Source organism: Flavobacterium aquidurense, assembly GCF_031458035.1.
Classification (GTDB): Bacteria; Bacteroidota; Bacteroidia; order Flavobacteriales; family Flavobacteriaceae; genus Flavobacterium; species Flavobacterium aquidurense_C.
The window spans coordinates 584,167-600,782 of sequence record NZ_JAVDXR010000001.1 but is presented as its reverse complement, the minus strand read 5'-3'; the positions used below and the strand labels follow the sequence as shown (position 1 = coordinate 600,782).

The following is a 16,616-nucleotide window of genomic DNA, read 5'->3' as shown; positions in this document are numbered from 1 at the left end:
TTTATTCAGATGCCTTATTGATTTTTGTAATTAGATATTCTTTTCCAACAATTTCTGAGCAAGTTACCACGGCTCCAATCGTAACGCCTAAAACTCCATGCATGTTGATGCTTTGACCTGTAAGATATAGATTTTCTAATTTGGTTTTGGACGGAATTAAAGTTTTCAGCGGGTTGTTTGAATCTTTAACATAACCATACATATTACCGTTATCACCGCCAATATAATCCCGATAAGAGAGTGGTGTTGAAGTATGTATGGATTGAATACAATCTTTAATGCCCGGAAATTTTATTTCAATTTCGTCTAAAAATTTAGAAGATTTTCGAGATTTAAATTCCTCGTACCTTTCTCCGCGATCATTTTTTTGAACGGTTGTATTAAAAGTTTCCGTCCAGGGCAAAACATCGTCGAATTTCATGTAGGTAATAAAAGTCATTCCATCAGCCCAAATCTCCTCTTTTTTAGAAGCATTCATAGAAGCCATATACATTTTTGGCCAGGAACTTTCATCGTATTCATGTGCCGACCAAACCTCGGAACTATTTTTAAAATGATAATAATTATGATTGATATATTTGAAAGTTTCCGGTTTAAAAACAATGTACAAACTAAAAGCGGAGAGTACACCTTCCAGACTTTGAATTCGGCTGTAAAATGGTTTTCTGAAGTTTTCTTCACCCGCCATTTTCAAAGTAGTTTTAGGTTCAATGTTCGAAATAAAATACGTTCCGGAAACTTGAGATCCGTCTTTCATCTGAACCGAATTGACTTTATGATTTTCAACATCAAAACGGGTAACTTCTTTATGTTTATAAAATTCACCGCCGTGTTTTTTAAGCTGTTTCAAAAGTTGTTTCGTAATCTGACTTCCGCCATTAATGCAACGCCACGAACTCTGGATATAAGAATTCACAATAAGCGCATGAACGTAAAACGGTGACTTGTCAGGAATTCCTGCATACAAAAAATTAGAGCCGGCCAAAACGGCTTTTAGCTTGTCATTTTGAGTAAAGGCATCAATGGTTTCTTTGGCGTTGAGCGTCAAAATTTCGTTATCGTATTTTCCTTCCCATTCTAAATTATAGAGTGGAAAAGAGTCGCAGATTGATTTTAATTTTTCGCAGTAATTTTGAATATTTGTTTTTTCTTCAGGAAAATATTTTTCGAGTTGATGAACAAAATTTTCATAACCCTGTGCATGCGGATATTCGGTTTTATCATCTTCAAATGAAATAATATCAAAACCATTTTCGTCCAATTGTTTGAGATTCAATTGCTCGATAATTCCTAAATATTTGAAATATTGATACAGGTTTTCGCCTTCGCCTAAACCTCCGATGTAATGAATTCCGGTGTCAAAAATGGTTTTATCGCGAACAAAAGTCTGTAGATTTCCGCCGTATTGATTGTTTTTTTCGAGCACACAAACGCTGTAGCCTTCTTTAGCCAGAATAATAGCCGAAACCAATCCGCCCAAACCACTGCCGACAATTACTACATCGTAATGCTCCTTCATTTTAATTTTTCTTAAATACAATTAAGCCGTTTTCATCTAAAACAGGCTCAAAGCCAAAGTTAATCAAAGTGTTTTTTAAATGCGAACAATCAACTAAAATTACAATGGAAGTAACGGCAATAATTTTTTCAATTTCTTCCTGATAAATTTCACTCGAAATTAAAACAGCGTCATATTGATTTGCTGAAATACTTTCTAGATTTTCGATATAAGCGATTTTTCTCTTTTTAGCAAGATAATTGGTTTTGGCAACGTCTCGTTTTTCTTCATCAAAAATGTACGATTGTATTTTTCGCTGTGGTTCCTGCAAAGTCAACAGAACATCTAATTGCCCGTAATTATTGGCTAAATGTAAAATTTTGGCTTTCGCCGAAAGATATTTGTTGAGATGAAAGTAGGTTTCTAAATGATTTTTTATATCGCTTTTGACACTATTGATGATTTCGATTTCTTTATAATCGTAACTATGAATCAGCATCGGTTTGAAGTAATCGGGCCCTTCTAATTGCTGACGGATTTTTCTAAATTCAGCTTTGAAAAAAGTACTTATCAATTTCGTTCTTTCACTATAATTTTTTCCAAAAGAAAGATCTTCAGGCAAAATTCTTTTTAAAATTGAAACTGTAAGATGACTGTGATGAATGACAAAATCGCCTTTCGGAATGGCTTCTGATGCACCATGAATCAAAACCGGAAGTATGTCTAAATTAAATTCTTCGGCAAGATAAAAAGCACCTTTATGAAAGCGTCTCACCTGATTGCTTTCGGAACGCGTTCCTTCCGGAAAAATCATTAGCGAGTAGCCTTCTTTTACTTTTTGCCGCAAATGTTCAACGCCGCTTTCGATACCTTCTGAAACTGGATAAAAACCTGCTTTTCTAACGGTTGCACCAAAAATAGGAGAGTTGTAAACCCAATCATTCACTAAAAAAATAATTTTTGGACTCAGCATTCCCATCGCCAAAATGTCTGTAAAAGATGAATGGTTGGCGATAATTATGGCTGGTTTTTCGAAATTCTCATTAAAATTATTAACGACTTTTTTATGAATAAACGGATTCGAATACAATACGGATTTCATGAATTTTGAAATCACATATCGAAAACCTTTCATTTTCTTTTCAGCTTTTATCGGAATAATCGGCATGATGATTAAGATGAAAAGCGACATTAAAACTCCACCAAGTCCGTAATAGAAAAACGACACCACACCATGAAAAAACGTTCGAAGCTCAAAAGGTGCATTTCCTTTTTTAGGACGATTCGATAAAAACAATTTGAAAAGAATCGGGTAGAAGATAAACGTTATAATCAGCGCGGCAAAAACTCCTATCAATGAAACGGAAGAAATCGATTTCAAAGCCGGATGTTGTGCAAAAATCATGGCGCCAATTCCTAGAATCGTCGTAATAACTGCAAGAATAATCGAAGTCCTGTAAATTGCGATTTCATTCTTTCCGGTCGAATATTCTTTTTGAAGTGCACTCGTCATGAAAATACTAAAATCGACACCGTGACCAAAAATCAAAGTGCACACAATCATACTGAAAATATTCATTTGAATACCAAATAGCCCCATAATTCCTGCGGTTACGATTCCGGTTAAGGCAATTGGAATACAACTTACAATAACCAATTCGACTCTTCTGAAAAAGAAAAAGAGAATTAAAATGACAGCTATAAATGAATAATTGACAAGCGAATTAAAATCGGTTTTCAAAGTGCTGAAAAACGTTTCATTCATTTGCTGGCGATCAATTGCGATTAAATTATTTTTGGCTGAAGCCGATTTCACAAAAGAATCGCGTTGTTCCGGAGTTACTTTTACCAAAGTAGAAATGGTATAAAAACCATTTTTCTCGGTTACAAATTCTTTCAGTTGCAACGCCTGAATTTTTAAATATTCCTGGGCTGAAATAGGTTTGAAATTAAAATTCAAATGATCAAAAAATGCGGAATATGTGGTTGGCTTAAAACCGAATTTTGAACCTTCAGCAATTAATTCAGATTGTAGAAGCTGTTTTTTATTGGCATCCCAAAATGAATTCCATTTTTCAATCTTTTGTTGTTGCTCTTTCTGCGAAAGCATAATTCCTCCAACCGAACTAAAATTTAATATTTTTTGCTGTTGTTTTTCCTTCGATAAATCGGAGAAAAGCTGGCTGTTGTTTTGCAAAACTTCTTCCATACTATTTCCGTACGAAGCAACATAAATGGTCTTTGAAGTTAAACTCGAGCTTTCTTCAAGTTCTTTTTCAGCGGCTTTAATTTCCTTCGGAACAAAATTCAACTGTGACAAATCATTATTGAAGCCAACATTATTATAAGTGAAACAGCAAATGATGGTAATTAAAACGCAAAAACCAATTAGAATTTTATTGTTATGAAACGAGAAATGAGCCAATTTATCGATCACATTTTTCTTGTGCTCAAAATTGTTTTCCTTCGGTTTGTACAAATGCGGCACAATTAAAAGCGAAAAAAATGCTGAAGCCATTACGATAACGGCGGCGAAAATTCCCAAGTCATTCAACGCATCAGATTTTACAAAAAGCAAACATAAAAAGGCAACAGCCGTAGTCGAACTGCTCATGATTACGGGCATCGTAATGTCTTTGTATAACGTTTTTACATCAGAGTTGTGTTTGTAATGCGTGAGAATATGAATGGAATAATCAATTGTAATTCCGAGTAAAATAGAACCAATTCCGAGTGAAATGGCTGAGATTTGTTCTTTTACAAAATATAAAAACGCCACGGCAAACAAAGCGCCAAAAACTGTTGGAAGAAAAATAATCACCGGAATCAATACTTTTCGGTAAAACAAAATCAAAATCAGCATTAGCGTAATCATCGCGATTGTTGTTGTTAAAACAATATCGCTTTTAATCTGATTAGCATTGGCAACGGCAATCAAAGCCGAGCCGAAATAACTGATCGAAGTTTTGCTTTTGAATTTCTGATTTAGATTTTCCTGAATCGATTTGAGTTTTGCCGCAAAAATGGTGTTTTTTTCGGTTTCGCTTGAAGGCAGATTGGATGTTATAAAAAGCAATAATTTCTTTTTATCTTTCGTCATGACAAAGCCATTGTCGAGCGTAAAATCGTCGCCAATATTTAATTGCTGCAATTTTTTTAAAGCGATAAACGAAATTCCAAGCGGATCCTGAAGTATGAAATCTTTGGTAATAAATCCGGATGGCGAAATAATCGATTTGTAATTTCCCTGAACTGTCGACGCGATGCTGTCTTTTTGCAGTTTTGTTTGGATCGTTTCATAATCTTTATTTTCCAGAAAAAGAGGCAGATTATTGTAAACAAAATCAATGGTTTCCTGAATATTTTCTTCGTCAATTTTTCCCTGAATTCCAGTAACGTAAGGTTTACAGGATTTGGCAACGCTGTCTGAAAACGCAGTTGCCATTTCTTTTAAATCTTCATCAGAACCGTTTTTTTCGAGTTTGAAAATCACGGTAATTTTATCGGCAAAATTTAATTGTTTTAAAACTTTTGCTGTGACATCAGCTTTGTCATTTGTCGGAATTAATTTGGTAATATCTTCTTCAAATTTAATTTGAGAAGCGAAAAATCCAAACACAAAAAGCATCAGAATAGCCAATAATACCGATAAAGATTTTCGTCGGTTTACAAATAAATGAATGGCGTAGAAATAGTGATGCATGATTTAGTTATTGTTTTTTGCCACAGATTACAGGATTAAATTGATTTAAAAACTTTGTCAGTTTGCCACGAATTCACGAATTAGCTTATAATAATTCGTGAATTGCTTCTCCAGTTCGCTATCGCTCGGGTCGTGGCGAAAAAAATTCATTTTAATCCTGTAATCGGTGTCAGATATTTATTCAGAATGTTTTTTATTAAAAGCGGTCAAAAGCACATAACTCAACAGACCAAAAAACAGTGCCGAAGCGGATGCTAAAATAAGACTTCCGACGATATATTGCGTAGCATTTTTTTGAATATCATCAAGTGTAATCGAACTGTTTAAAACTAAAGGAACATCATTAGACACAAAATAGCTTCCCACTTTCAAAGAAACGTAGATGACAAACGGAATAAAAGGTGGAAAAGTCACATTTGAAGCGAGATAAGCAATGACTTTATTGAGCCTGAACAAAGCGGCAAAAGTAAAAAGCAAAATAGTTTGAAATCCCCAAAATGGAGAAATTCCAATGAAAACGCCTAGCGCAATGGCAGCTGATTTTTTGAAATTAGAATCTTTGCTTTCTAAAATATCTTCTAGGAAAAACTTTTTTAATCCTTTTTTTTTTGCTCTTCTGAAAAAATCCCTGGGTTTGATGTACAACAAAGCATTAGTGACCAAAACCGTATTTAAAATACTGATTCGGGTGAAATCTTTAAAAGGACGAAAGTGCGAAACGCGTTCTGCAGGATCGTACAAAATCTGAATCGGAATATTTTTTACCGTAATTCCTTTCCATGCAGATCTAACAATAACTTCAATTTCAAACTCAAATTTGTTGGTGTAAAATTGCTTCGGAATTAAATTCAAAGGATACAGGCGAAAACCAGATTGTGTGTCGTCAAGTTTAATTCCTGTTTCGAATTTGAACCAAAAATTTGAGAATTTATTCCCAAAACTGCTTTTCTTTGGCACATTTTCCTGTGTCATATTTCGGCTTCCAATCAACAAAGAATTCGGCTCGTTTTGAATCTCGGCAATAAATTTCGGAATGTCAGTAGCGAAATGCTGTCCGTCCGAATCGATTGTAATTGCATATTCGAATTTCATTTCGATGGCTTTGCGAAATCCGTTCCTGAGTGCGCGGCCTTTTCCAATATTTCTTGGATGATGAATTTGAGTAAGCTCAGAATATGATTTTAGAATTTCGAAAGTTTCATCCGTTGAACCGTCATTAACTACAATCACATTTGAAGTGAATTCCAGAACAGAATCCAGCACTTTTTTCAGCGTTTTGTGATTGTTGTACGTGGGTACAATAACACAAAAAGAAGTGGAATTTAGAAGATCGTGCTGTGGTATTTCTGGTTTCATTGGGAGTCTGGCTTTCGCTTACTTCACGAATTGTTTCTCTTTGTCGGAGAAACTTTTAGATTGTAAAATAAAGTCTTTTAAGTAGTCTTTCAGAGCATTATTTTGCTCTGCATAATGATCAGTAAGATATTTTTTGTCTTCTTTTATATTCTTTTTATAACCCGTAATTCCCGGAACATTTTCCTGAATACTCAGTCGGATCATTCTGATTTCGATATTATTAGGTTCGCTTTTTATGGTTGATTCAAGCAATTTTGCGCCTTCTTTAAAACGGTCAATCTTGTCCTGTAATTTTTTCAGAAACTTCGAATCTAGTAGTATTGAAGCTGCTTTGTAGGCCACTAAAACTTTATCGTCAGAATTAGAAACATCTGCCAATTTTTGGGAAAATTCTTTGGCATTGCTTTCCGATTTTGTAACGTCAGTATACATTTTTCTGATGGTAGCCAAGTCTGGAGTGCCAGAAAAATTAATCCACAATAATAATGTTAACAGCAGTTTCATAGGTCAATTTTTTTATAAACATTATTCAATTTCAGGGCAACGGTATCGTTAAAGTAAGTGGTGTTTTTTACTTTTACCAAACCTTCATCAGTTGTTGTAACGTCAAGTTCTAAGCGCAGTTCCGGAGTTGCTTCCGGATTAATCAGCGCCATAAATTTTACATTGGCAAGCGTCTGAATCATTAAAGTACTTTTAGTAATCGCTTCGGTCAGTTCTTTAATAATCTGAATCATACACACGCCCGGCATAATCGGGTTGCCCGGAAAATGACCTTTGAAAACTTCATGTTTTTCATTGATCAAAATCGTAATCGTATATTTAGAATCACCTGTTTTTTCTTCTGAAAGAACTTTGTAAAAATCTTTTAAAACCATTTTTCTATTTTTTTTCTCCAAAGGCATAAGAAAGACCTACTTGAAAATTGACATTCGTATTATAACTTCCAAATAAATAATAATCATTTCGGTCATTATAATAGGAGCTATCAAATACATCAAGTACACCTTTTTTTAATCTGGCTTCAATAGTAACCCCCGAAGACAACCGATAGGCAATACCACTTATAAGCGCCAAATCATTATATGTTTCTACTTTGTCTAAATTATCATTTACAAGAACATCTATCGCCGGCCCAAATTGAATTTGAATTCCAGGTCCAAATGTCAACTTATTAAGTAGTGTAAAGGATAAATAACCCAATTGCAAATCACGAAATTTTACTATTTTGTTTTGATTGTTATCACTCACATAATATCCAACATTATTAGATCCTTGTCTGCTATATGTTATTTCAGGTTGGAGGGCATATTTTTTTGTAATGTTTATTTCTCCAAATCCCCCAACATAAAAATCAGTTTTATAGCTGGAACGTGTTTCTGAAATAGTCGAAAATGAAAAACCTCCCCTTAAACCCGGGTTAAATGATACTTGCGACCAAGTTTGTTGAAATCCCAAAAAAGCGATTGCAACGATTAGCAATTTTCTGTACTTCAAAATATTTATTTTACTTTAAAAGTATAACTGATACCAAACTGCAACACTTGATTTAAAATAATATCGTTATAATAATTATAGTCGCCGGAGTCAAGTCCGTCATAACCGTAAATATCAATTAATCCTTGTTTAAATCTGGCTTCAAACGTTAATCCGATTGGTAAAGTATAACCAAGTCCGCCAACAAAAGCCAAATCTGTACCAATCGGGTCGTAACCAAATTGCCCAAAATTATCGTCTGTTTTTATATCCAAAGATGGGCCAGCCAATACATGGAAGCCACTTCCGTGAAAATAAAATTTTCCAACAGCACCAAACGTTACGTAATTCAATTCATATTTTGTATCCTGAAAAGTGTTTGACTGGTTAAAATATTCACGTCCGTTAGCACCTTGTCTTGAATATGTTATTTCTGGCTGAAGTGTAAAAAATTTGTTGAATTTGATCTCCACTAAACCACCCACATAATAATCACTTTTCATGCTGTTATTGTCAATATTGGTTAAGCTCGTAAGATTTAAACCGCCGCGAATTCCGGGACTGACTGATACTTGTGCTTGTGTCGTTGCAAGTCCGATAAATAAAACAAATGCAATTAAGGTTAATTTTCTCATTTTTAGTTTGATTTAATTTTATGCTAAGTTTAAGTTTTCTATTCTGATTTAAAATAATTTAACGCAATATTCAGTTTGATATTTTGATGATTAATCTGAATTTTCTCAGCAAAAATATTGTTTTCCGAATCAAATGTAAGTGTTATTTTTTCTTTTGTCTTAGAAGAATGAACAACCTTTTCTAATTTCTGATCTTTTTTGGAGATGAAAAGATAGTTGTCACGATTCCCGTCTGCCGATTTATAAATGTTATCCGATTCGTTTTCGAATTGCTCCTGAATCAAATAATCTTTTTTAAGAAGCAGTCGAAAATCTTCTTTTAAAGTATTGATCAGGATTTTTTTATCCAGTTCCGAAACAATAGAATTGACTTTGAACGTGGTTTCAGAAATCTCAAAATCTAACAATTTGTTACCAAATTCAGTTGTGAAAACTACGCGGTGTGTGGTGTCATTTATTTTCTTGGCGATAAAAATTCCGGACATTTCGTGACCATAAACTTTAATGTTGGTTTTATAAACATAGTCGGTTTTGGAATCTTTAAAATAAGGAACTTCTATAACGGTTTTGTCTAATTTTTTGGGCGTATAATTTTTGGTCACCGAACCACAGGAAACCAAAACCATTGCTAAAATGCAATTAATTAGTAAAAACTGAATCGTCGATTTTTGCATTGATTACTTTATTTTTAAGTACAATTCGGGTATAATCTTCAGATGATTCCAGGAGTTTTACCTGAACGACTGTTGCTTCTTCCTTGTCGAAAGTTAATTCGATTTGTTTGATGTATTTTTTCAGTGTAGCATCTTTCGGAACAAATTTGGCGATATTCTGTCCTTTTGATTTGAAGTACGAAATGGCAAACTCTTTGTCGTCAAACATATTGCCGCTCACACTCCCCACAATTAATTTATTGATGCGTCCAAAGATTTTGCTGTTGCCAATATCAACCGCGCTTTTCTTTCCTTCGTCGTTAATCAGGATTTTTCCGTTTTTAAAAACGATGCTGTAATTGTATGGTTTTTTGTATTGCCATTGCAAAAGATTCGGTTCTTTAAAAATCATTTTCCCGGATGTTTCAATGTCTTTGGATAAGAAATCCATATGTTTATATTGAACGAAATCAGTACTTAAAGTTTTGATTTTTTTAGAGACAACATTTACGTCCTGTTTGAAAGTGGCAATTTCGGCATCCGTCATTTTTTGTTCTTGTGCGAACAAATTGGCAGAAATAAATAGAATTAGTAGTGCTATTTTAGTTTTCATATTTTGTTAAGATTATGCTTTGAAATTTTTTTGCCACAGATTCCACAGATTAAAATGATTAGAAAAATCCGTTTTTATCCGCGTTTTCGCATTAGCTAATCCGTTTCATCCGCGTTCAATTTTCATAAGCTTTAAGATTCAAAAGTTCTTCCAGAGAAATCACTTTGTAATTGTTTTGCTGTAAAAATTGCAAAAACTGTTCCAATACTGAAACAGAGTGTGATCCTGTGTCGTGCAAAAGTACAATTCCGCCGGGAGAAACCCGTTTTATTATGCGATTGAAAATTAAATTTTGGTCTTTTGTTCCTCCGTCAAGCGAACGGATATTCCAACCAATTACTTTATGTCCGGTAATTTTTAAAGCCCTGCGAATTGAAGGCGTCGTAACTCCATAAGGTGGACGAAAGAAGTTTATTTTTTTTGAAGTAAATTTTTCAAGAAGTTCATCTGTTTTTCGAAGTTCATCCGTTATTTTGTCTTCATGATAAAAATCGAAAAACTTTGAATGGCTGTAGGAATGATTCCCAACCAAATGACCTTCAGCAATAACTTGTTTTAGAATTTCGGGATGTGTTTCGATATTTTTTCCGATGCAGAAGAAAGTCGCTTTTGCGTTGTATTTTTTCAGAAGTTCTAAAACTTCTAAAGTAAAAATGCTCGGGCCGTCATCAAAAGTTAAGGCAATTTTTTTTTCAGTTTCTACCGGATTATTGCAGAAAGCTTTTACATGATAATTGGAAGAAATTCGGGCAGAACCGAAAGCATTTATTCCCATCCAAATCAAAACAATCAAAACAAACCACCAAAAATTTATTGCCATATAAAGATTCAGAAGAAACAATAAAAGCAATAAAAAAATAAAAACCTGAGATATGTTTTTATGCGTTATCATTTTGAAAGTAACGTAAAACTATGATTTTTTCCATTTACCTGATTGTATAATAAAATGGTATTATAAGATGGTTTTGTAACCGAATTTACTTTTATAATTTCAGGAATTTCCTGAGTTTTGATAATTTTTGACGCCATCCACAAAGCAAAAGCCGAAGCTGTATCGTATTCTCCGCTCAAATGTTTGTAGTAGAATTGAGGTGTTTCTGCGAAAGCATTTTCCGCCAGATTTTTGAAATAAACATCAGATTTTGTGTTTCCTCCGAAACCTAATACTACGGCATCAAGATCTGAAATCTGTAAATTATTTGTTTTTAGAAAATTGATTGTTGAAGTTTGAATTTCGTTTTCTTCTAATGAATTAATAATTTCAACATCAAGAATTTCAGCGTAAGTGTTGTCTTTTTTTTCATTTTCTAAAACGAAAAATCCAGCACCTTCGCCATAAACAACACCTGTTGAAGTTGAATTTAAAAGATCAAAAGGCTCGTCATTTTCTTTTTTGATACGGCCTTCTAATTTAAAAAGCGACATGGTATATTCGCCGGTTTCATCAACGCCGCCAACTAAAATCGAATTGGCTTCGTTTTCTTCGATCTGCATTTTAGCATCTAAAAGTGCCGACTCAAAAGAAACAGCTCCATTTACATACGTGAAATTATAACCTTTGCATTGCAGTGATAAAGCAATTTGGGCGCCTACCGTATTGTGTGTTGATTGAATAAAGGATGTTGGCGTTAAAAATTCTTCATTATTATCGAGAATGTTTTTTAGGAATTTTTCAGAATCTTCAATACATCCTAAACTAGTTCCGGTAATGATTGCATCTACATTTTCGAGATTCGCATCTTTTAAAGCCAAAGCGGAAGCTACGATTCCGTTTTTTACTCCTTTTGCCATTCGGCGAATCGCAGCAGGAGAAATATAATCTTTGTAAACCGGAGGAATGATTGAAAGTATTGTTTCATTTTGATTGTAAACAGCTTCTTCTAAAAAAACAGTATCAAATGTTTTTTGAGTCGAAATACAGCCTACTCCATTTATATATGTTTTTTTCATACGAAGATTATATTTGTTTTTTTAAAGGAATGTGGTATCGTCATTCTTATTATTGGTTCGAAAATAGTTTAAACTATGTACTTTAGCGGATTTTGTTTTCAGCTTCTAAAAATTTTTTAACCACAAATTACACAAATTTTCGCCAATTAATTTGTGTAAATCTGTGTAATTTGTGGTTAAAATTAAGCTTTTTTACTTAGTATTGCAGACTTTAAGTCCTCCGACTGTACCATCGACTTTACGTCTTAAATAGTTTAGTTTTTATTGGAATCATGACGATTTCATTAGCTTTTAGAGAATATAAGGGTTGAACAATTTCCTCCAAAACCAAAAGAGTTTGATAAAACGTGTTCGATATTTTTCATTTTTAGGGAAGTTTGAGGTTTCAATTCAAATTCTTCCATCGGGATTTCGTAATTCAAATTTGGATAAACCACACTATTCTGAATCGCCAAAACGCTGTAAACGGCTTCAATTGCTGCTGCTGCCGCTAAAGTGTGACCTGTAAAAGGTTTGGTCGAACTAAAATCTGGCACATTTCCATCTTCATAAATTCGGAGTAGAGCTCTTCCTTCAGATAGATCATTATTGGGAGTGGCTGTTCCGTGAACGTTGATATAGTCAATTTCACACGGTTTTAAGCCCGAAACTTCAAAAGCTTTTTTCATCGCCAAATAAGCGCCATCGCCATTTTCTGAAGAAGCAGTTTGGTGAAAAGCGTCGTTTGCATTTCCGTAACCTGAAACTCTTGCCAGCACTTTTTTGTCATATTTCTGAACCATTTCATCTGATTCTAAAACTAAAAAAGCAGCCGCTTCGCCTAAGTTTAATCCTTTTCGGGTATTGTCAAAAGGTTTGTTGTAATCGTCAGATAAAATCATCAAAGTCTTAAATCCGTTGATGGTAAATTTTGCCAAAGCATCAGTTCCACCCACAATAACGCGATCTAATTTTCCGGTTTTAATCAATCTCGCACCCAGCATAATCGCATTCGCTGCCGATGAACAGGCTGTACTGATTGTAGTTACCATTCCTTTTAAACCTAATTCTGAAGCGATTTTTTCAGCAACGTCGCCGCCGTCATGACACGCAATGTATTTTACAAGATCAGGATTTTCGAAATAATCGTAATAATGTTTTTCAGTCATGTCCATACCGCCAACGCTTGTAGCCGAAATCAATCCGGTTCTAAATTCGTTTATCGAGGTAATTCCGGCATTTTCAACCGCTTGTTTAGCTGCCAAAGTTCCGATCATAGCCGTTCTCGAAAAATTGTTATTTTCAGAAAGCTGTAATTCGGCAACCAATTCTTCGTTGGTTTTTTTGATCTCGCCAACTTTAATCACATCAGCATGAACAGTCGGAATATTTTGGATTTTGGAAATACCAATTTTATTTTCGATCAACGAAATATAATTTTCTTCGACTGAATTTCCAATCGAAGAGATAATTCCCATTCCGGTTATTGCGACACCTTTCATTTTAGACTTGCTTAGATTATTAGATATTAGACTTCTTAGATTTTTCCTTTTAGACTTGCTTAGAATTTTAGACATTAGACTTCTTAGATTTTTGGAAAGCATTGTCTAAGTAGTCTACAAATCTAAGTAAGTCTAAGCAAGTCTAAGCAAGTCTATTTTGTTCTGTTCGCGCTAATATAAGCGGCCATAGTTTCAATCGACTGGAAAATTGATTTTCCTTCTTTCGGATCAACCAGTTTAATTCCGTAATCTTTATCTAAAATCACGATTAATTCAAGTGCATCAATCGAGTCTAAACCTAAACCGTCTCCAAACAAAGGATCGTTATCAGCAATGTCTTCGATTGCGATATCTTCTAAGTTTAAAGTCGTTATAATTTTATTTTTTAATTCTTCTTTTAATGCTTCCATGATGAGTTATTATATAATGTATTGATAGTCTCGTTCGTATATTTTGTGTTTTCTTCCTTGCTTATCGTGCAAATAAACGCTTTGTAATTGTCATTAAAAAATTCTACCCAACCGCAAAGCACAACATCTGCTTTATCTGAATTTAGTAGAATATTCGAATAATTCGACATAAATTCGGTGTTGAAAACATCAAATATAAAGAAAGAATTCTCGCTTTTCAACTGATGTCGGATACTTATTTCGCCCAGACAAATATTTGGCAGCGTATAAACAAAAACTGCCGGACTCGGATAATAGTTTTCTTTGTCTGAAATGGATTCCTGATATTTTACATCGGTATCTAAACTCGATGATTTATTGGCCAAAACCAAAGCAATATTATTTTCTTCCTCAGAAGAAGTAATCGGACTCAAAAGCAATTCGGCACCTAAAAAAGCCAATTTGCTCAAAGCATCCATTTTAAAAAATTTCGGATATTGAATGTCAAAATTGCGATACGCTTGTTTGGAGAAATCAGCAAAATTGGTCGGTTCTATTTTGAATACAGAAGTTCCGTTCAAAACAATTTCGTTGTTTTGGATGGTGATGTAGGATTGTATGTGTGTTTTTTTAATCATTTTTTCATTCAATACGGAATAAATTTATACATACTTACTAAGGAGAGGATCTTTTATCATTTCTTCTCTTACCATTTCCCAATATTCTAAATTCGGATTATTGGGATTGATAACTTCTTCTTCTGTTGTTACCAAAGCCAAATCATGTAAAATCATCATTAATAATTTGAGAAAGTTTAAGCATTTATCAATTGCTAATTTACATTCTTCGGAGCTTATTAAAGAAATAGCATTGTAATATTCCAAAAAATCTTTATCAATATGACCGGAAGATTTATGTCTTATATTTTTTATTTTACCTTCGTAGTTAAATTCTTTTTTGAAATCTTTAAGTAGTTCAGCACTTTTGTTAAAGATAGGAAGTAAAGAAGGCATGTCATTTTTTACACTATCGAATAATGGTCTTTTATTGGTTTCATAATTTTTAATTATTTCATAAATAAGAAGATAACCAGTTTTCGAAAAATGAATTTTTTCCCATTCAGTGCTTGAATTATAAAACCCTTTAAGAGTACACAAAAGATCATTAAATGATGCAGATAGAAAACAAAGAAGTTTTAGTTGAGATATTTTGCTTTCAAATGGTTTTAGTTGTTTTTTTTCAAAGATTAAATTTTGACATTTAGTCATTAGATCTAAAACAGCTTTAGCTGATGTAAATTCACTAAAGTGTCCATCTATTAAAATATCTATTTCTTTCGTATTAGAAAAACTCATTTTTTAAATATAAAAATTGAACTTGTAAATTTTCCTTACAAGTTAGAATTAAATTTTATAGATTTGATATCTCATGAAATTCTATGAAAAATATCCGCAATTAAAAGACAAGAACTTTTTGTCAAGAATTCTTGTCAATACAGTATTTTCTACAATGTCTTTAGAAGATCAACAGGTTTCAAAAATAAAAATTATTAAAATTGTCGAGACTATTTTAGAAGAAAAAGAAATAGAAGGAAAAGAATTTTTCATAGAAGAATAATTTTCAATTTTATTTCATCTTCTCAAAAATCACAGCCGTATTACAACCCCCAAACCCAGAAGCCGTCTTCAAAAATATTCCAATATTTGCGTCTTCATTTTTCTCTATAACATTAATCTTTTCGCTTACGCCGATTTCATCAAAACCTTTCGATTCAAAAAGTGTATTTTGATTGGCTGATTCAATCGCAATTACCGTTTCTAATAATCCTGAAGCCCCTAAAGTATGACCATAAAATCCTTTCAAACTATTGACAGGAACGTTTTGTAAATCTAAACGATTTAAGGCAATCGCTTCCATTTCGTCATTGAACGGAGTTGCGGTTCCGTGCGCTGAAATATAATCGATTTGATTGGAATTGATTTTCGCTTCTTTCATCGCATTCTGAATACTTCGGAACAAACCTTCGCCTGTTCTTGAAGGACCCGAAATATGATTGGCATCGTTTATCGAACTGTCGCCAATAACTTTTATTTTAGCATTTCTGGCTTCCGCCGAAACTAAAACTGCTGCTGTTGCTTCGCCCAAACTTACGCCGGTTCTGTTTTTAGAATAGGGTTTACAAGGCAAATCGCTCATCGCCTGAAAAGCATTAAAACCAGACAAAACAAATTCTGAAACTTCGTCGCCGGCAACGACGAAAATGTTATCGTAAAGCTCCGACTGAATCATTCTTTTAGCAACTGAAATCGCTAAAATTCCAGAAACACAAGCATTCGAAACTACGATTGGTGTTGTTTGAAATTCGAAGAAATTGACAATATTTTGAGCCAAAACATCTAAATGTGCGTTTTGAAAACTGGCTTCAGAATTCTCTTTTAAAGCGGTAACATTTCCTTTTGTAGTTGAAAGTATAAAAGCGGTTTTCGAATTTAATTCAACTCCGGAATTTTTGATCATCGGCTCTAAAGCCAAAATCATCATTTTCTCTAGACGGGAATATTTGGTGTCAGTGCTGATTTTTTCAAAAGCACTGTTTAATTTTTCATCAGCAATTACAGAAGCATAAAACGGATTCGGCATCAAGGAAATATCCTGATGCAACTGAATTCCGGAATCGCCACGCAAAATCGCTTCGATGTTGGAGTCAACATCAAAACCTAAAGGCGTGATACAATTGGTTTCATTTATATATACTTCTCTTGTCATTTTGTGATTTTATTTCTGCATGATTTTATTGCACGCAGATTTAAATAGATTAAAGCAGATTAACGCGGATTTTTTTAATTTGTGTAAATTGGTGTA

Annotated in this window: 17 protein-coding genes; 1 reads left to right on the top strand and 16 read right to left on the bottom strand. The window is 33.6% G+C overall.

Annotation, left to right across the window (positions count from 1 at the left end; translation table 11 throughout):
• Position 1: 1 nt before the first annotated feature.
• From J2X17_RS02555 to J2X17_RS02485, 15 genes are all read right to left on the bottom strand, one after another.
• On the bottom strand, positions 2-1,519 hold the full coding sequence (locus J2X17_RS02555; protein WP_310294379.1) for a phytoene desaturase family protein: 1,518 nt from the start codon (positions 1,517-1,519) through the stop codon (positions 2-4).
• 1 nt (position 1,520) lies between these two features.
• The gene (locus tag J2X17_RS02550; RefSeq protein ID WP_310294377.1) at positions 1,521-5,201 is read right to left on the bottom strand and encodes a 1-acyl-sn-glycerol-3-phosphate acyltransferase; all 3,681 of its coding nucleotides are present in this window, start codon (positions 5,199-5,201) and stop codon (positions 1,521-1,523) included.
• Between the two features lie 177 nt (positions 5,202-5,378).
• Positions 5,379-6,557 carry a DUF2062 domain-containing protein gene (locus tag J2X17_RS02545; protein ID WP_310294375.1) on the bottom strand — a complete coding sequence of 393 codons (1,179 nt, stop codon included), beginning with the start codon at positions 6,555-6,557 and terminating at the stop codon, positions 5,379-5,381.
• Positions 6,558-6,575: 18 nt separating this feature from the next.
• Entirely contained in the window at positions 6,576-7,061 is a 486-nt protein-coding gene (locus tag J2X17_RS02540) for a hypothetical protein (protein ID WP_310294373.1), read from the bottom strand.
• The gene (locus J2X17_RS02535; RefSeq protein WP_310294371.1) at positions 7,058-7,435 is read right to left on the bottom strand and encodes an ApeI family dehydratase; all 378 of its coding nucleotides are present in this window, start codon (positions 7,433-7,435) and stop codon (positions 7,058-7,060) included. The genes J2X17_RS02540 and J2X17_RS02535 overlap by 4 nt, the downstream gene beginning before the upstream one ends.
• Before the next feature lie 4 nt (positions 7,436-7,439).
• The gene (locus J2X17_RS02530; RefSeq protein WP_310294369.1) at positions 7,440-8,054 is read right to left on the bottom strand and encodes an outer membrane beta-barrel protein; all 615 of its coding nucleotides are present in this window, start codon (positions 8,052-8,054) and stop codon (positions 7,440-7,442) included.
• A gap of 5 nt (positions 8,055-8,059) precedes the next feature.
• Positions 8,060-8,668: a porin family protein gene (locus J2X17_RS02525; RefSeq protein WP_310294368.1), complete on the bottom strand. Its 609-nt coding sequence runs from the start codon at positions 8,666-8,668 to the stop codon at positions 8,060-8,062.
• A 38-nt stretch (positions 8,669-8,706) separates the two neighbouring features.
• Positions 8,707-9,342 (bottom strand): flexirubin biosynthesis protein LolB2, encoded by a 636-nt coding sequence (gene lolB2 / locus J2X17_RS02520; RefSeq protein WP_310294367.1) that lies wholly within the window; start codon positions 9,340-9,342, stop codon positions 8,707-8,709.
• Positions 9,308-9,934 carry a flexirubin biosynthesis/transport protein LolA2 gene (gene lolA2 / locus J2X17_RS02515; protein ID WP_310294364.1) on the bottom strand — a complete coding sequence of 209 codons (627 nt, stop codon included), beginning with the start codon at positions 9,932-9,934 and terminating at the stop codon, positions 9,308-9,310. The genes lolB2 and lolA2 overlap by 35 nt, the downstream gene beginning before the upstream one ends.
• A 115-nt stretch (positions 9,935-10,049) precedes the next feature.
• Entirely contained in the window at positions 10,050-10,754 is a 705-nt protein-coding gene (locus J2X17_RS02510) for a polysaccharide deacetylase family protein (protein ID WP_310294362.1), read from the bottom strand.
• Between the two features lie 68 nt (positions 10,755-10,822).
• Positions 10,823-11,884: a beta-ketoacyl synthase N-terminal-like domain-containing protein gene (locus J2X17_RS02505; protein WP_310294360.1), complete on the bottom strand. Its 1,062-nt coding sequence runs from the start codon at positions 11,882-11,884 to the stop codon at positions 10,823-10,825.
• Between the two features lie 284 nt (positions 11,885-12,168).
• Complete coding sequence (locus J2X17_RS02500) at positions 12,169-13,365, bottom strand: beta-ketoacyl-[acyl-carrier-protein] synthase family protein (protein WP_310294357.1); 1,197 nt, start codon at positions 13,363-13,365, stop codon at positions 12,169-12,171.
• 152 nt (positions 13,366-13,517) lie between these two features.
• Entirely contained in the window at positions 13,518-13,775 is a 258-nt protein-coding gene (locus J2X17_RS02495) for a phosphopantetheine-binding protein (protein ID WP_026727250.1), read from the bottom strand.
• Entirely contained in the window at positions 13,763-14,392 is a 630-nt protein-coding gene (locus J2X17_RS02490) for a 3-oxoacyl-ACP synthase (protein WP_310294350.1), read from the bottom strand. The genes J2X17_RS02495 and J2X17_RS02490 overlap by 13 nt, the downstream gene beginning before the upstream one ends.
• Positions 14,393-14,416: 24 nt before the next feature.
• Positions 14,417-15,109, bottom strand: coding sequence for a hypothetical protein (locus J2X17_RS02485; RefSeq protein ID WP_310294349.1), 693 nt, complete (start codon positions 15,107-15,109; stop codon positions 14,417-14,419).
• Positions 15,110-15,182: 73 nt separating this feature from the next.
• Between J2X17_RS02485 and J2X17_RS02480 the strand changes: the two genes are divergently transcribed.
• Positions 15,183-15,371 carry a hypothetical protein gene (locus tag J2X17_RS02480; RefSeq protein ID WP_310294347.1) on the top strand — a complete coding sequence of 63 codons (189 nt, stop codon included), beginning with the start codon at positions 15,183-15,185 and terminating at the stop codon, positions 15,369-15,371.
• A gap of 9 nt (positions 15,372-15,380) precedes the next feature.
• Here the strand turns inward: J2X17_RS02480 and J2X17_RS02475 are convergent, their stop codons facing one another.
• The gene (locus J2X17_RS02475) at positions 15,381-16,520 is read right to left on the bottom strand and encodes a beta-ketoacyl-[acyl-carrier-protein] synthase family protein (RefSeq protein ID WP_310294346.1); all 1,140 of its coding nucleotides are present in this window, start codon (positions 16,518-16,520) and stop codon (positions 15,381-15,383) included.
• Positions 16,521-16,616 lie beyond the last annotated feature (96 nt).

Excerpts from the sequence above, each read along its gene's own strand:
- lolB2 (WP_310294367.1), bottom strand. The coding sequence starts at position 9,342 with ATGCAAAAATCGACGATTCAGTTTTTACTAATTAATTGCATTTTAGCA.
- J2X17_RS02525 (WP_310294368.1), bottom strand. The coding sequence starts at position 8,668 with ATGAGAAAATTAACCTTAATTGCATTTGTTTTATTTATCGGACTTGCA.
- J2X17_RS02555 (WP_310294379.1), bottom strand. The coding sequence starts at position 1,519 with ATGAAGGAGCATTACGATGTAGTAATTGTCGGCAGTGGTTTGGGCGGA.
- J2X17_RS02510 (WP_310294362.1), bottom strand. The coding sequence starts at position 10,754 with ATGGCAATAAATTTTTGGTGGTTTGTTTTGATTGTTTTGATTTGGATG.
- J2X17_RS02535 (WP_310294371.1), bottom strand. The coding sequence starts at position 7,435 with ATGGTTTTAAAAGATTTTTACAAAGTTCTTTCAGAAGAAAAAACAGGT.
- J2X17_RS02550 (WP_310294377.1), bottom strand. The coding sequence starts at position 5,201 with ATGCATCACTATTTCTACGCCATTCATTTATTTGTAAACCGACGAAAA.
- J2X17_RS02495 (WP_026727250.1), bottom strand. The coding sequence starts at position 13,775 with ATGGAAGCATTAAAAGAAGAATTAAAAAATAAAATTATAACGACTTTA.
- J2X17_RS02490 (WP_310294350.1), bottom strand. The coding sequence starts at position 14,392 with ATGATTAAAAAAACACACATACAATCCTACATCACCATCCAAAACAAC.
- lolA2 (WP_310294364.1), bottom strand. The coding sequence starts at position 9,934 with ATGAAAACTAAAATAGCACTACTAATTCTATTTATTTCTGCCAATTTG.
- J2X17_RS02475 (WP_310294346.1), bottom strand. The coding sequence starts at position 16,520 with ATGACAAGAGAAGTATATATAAATGAAACCAATTGTATCACGCCTTTA.
- J2X17_RS02545 (WP_310294375.1), bottom strand. The coding sequence starts at position 6,557 with ATGAAACCAGAAATACCACAGCACGATCTTCTAAATTCCACTTCTTTT.
- J2X17_RS02540 (WP_310294373.1), bottom strand. The coding sequence starts at position 7,061 with ATGAAACTGCTGTTAACATTATTATTGTGGATTAATTTTTCTGGCACT.
- J2X17_RS02500 (WP_310294357.1), bottom strand. The coding sequence starts at position 13,365 with ATGAAAGGTGTCGCAATAACCGGAATGGGAATTATCTCTTCGATTGGA.
- J2X17_RS02480 (WP_310294347.1), top strand. The coding sequence starts at position 15,183 with ATGAAATTCTATGAAAAATATCCGCAATTAAAAGACAAGAACTTTTTG.
- J2X17_RS02505 (WP_310294360.1), bottom strand. The coding sequence starts at position 11,884 with ATGAAAAAAACATATATAAATGGAGTAGGCTGTATTTCGACTCAAAAA.
- J2X17_RS02485 (WP_310294349.1), bottom strand. The coding sequence starts at position 15,109 with ATGAGTTTTTCTAATACGAAAGAAATAGATATTTTAATAGATGGACAC.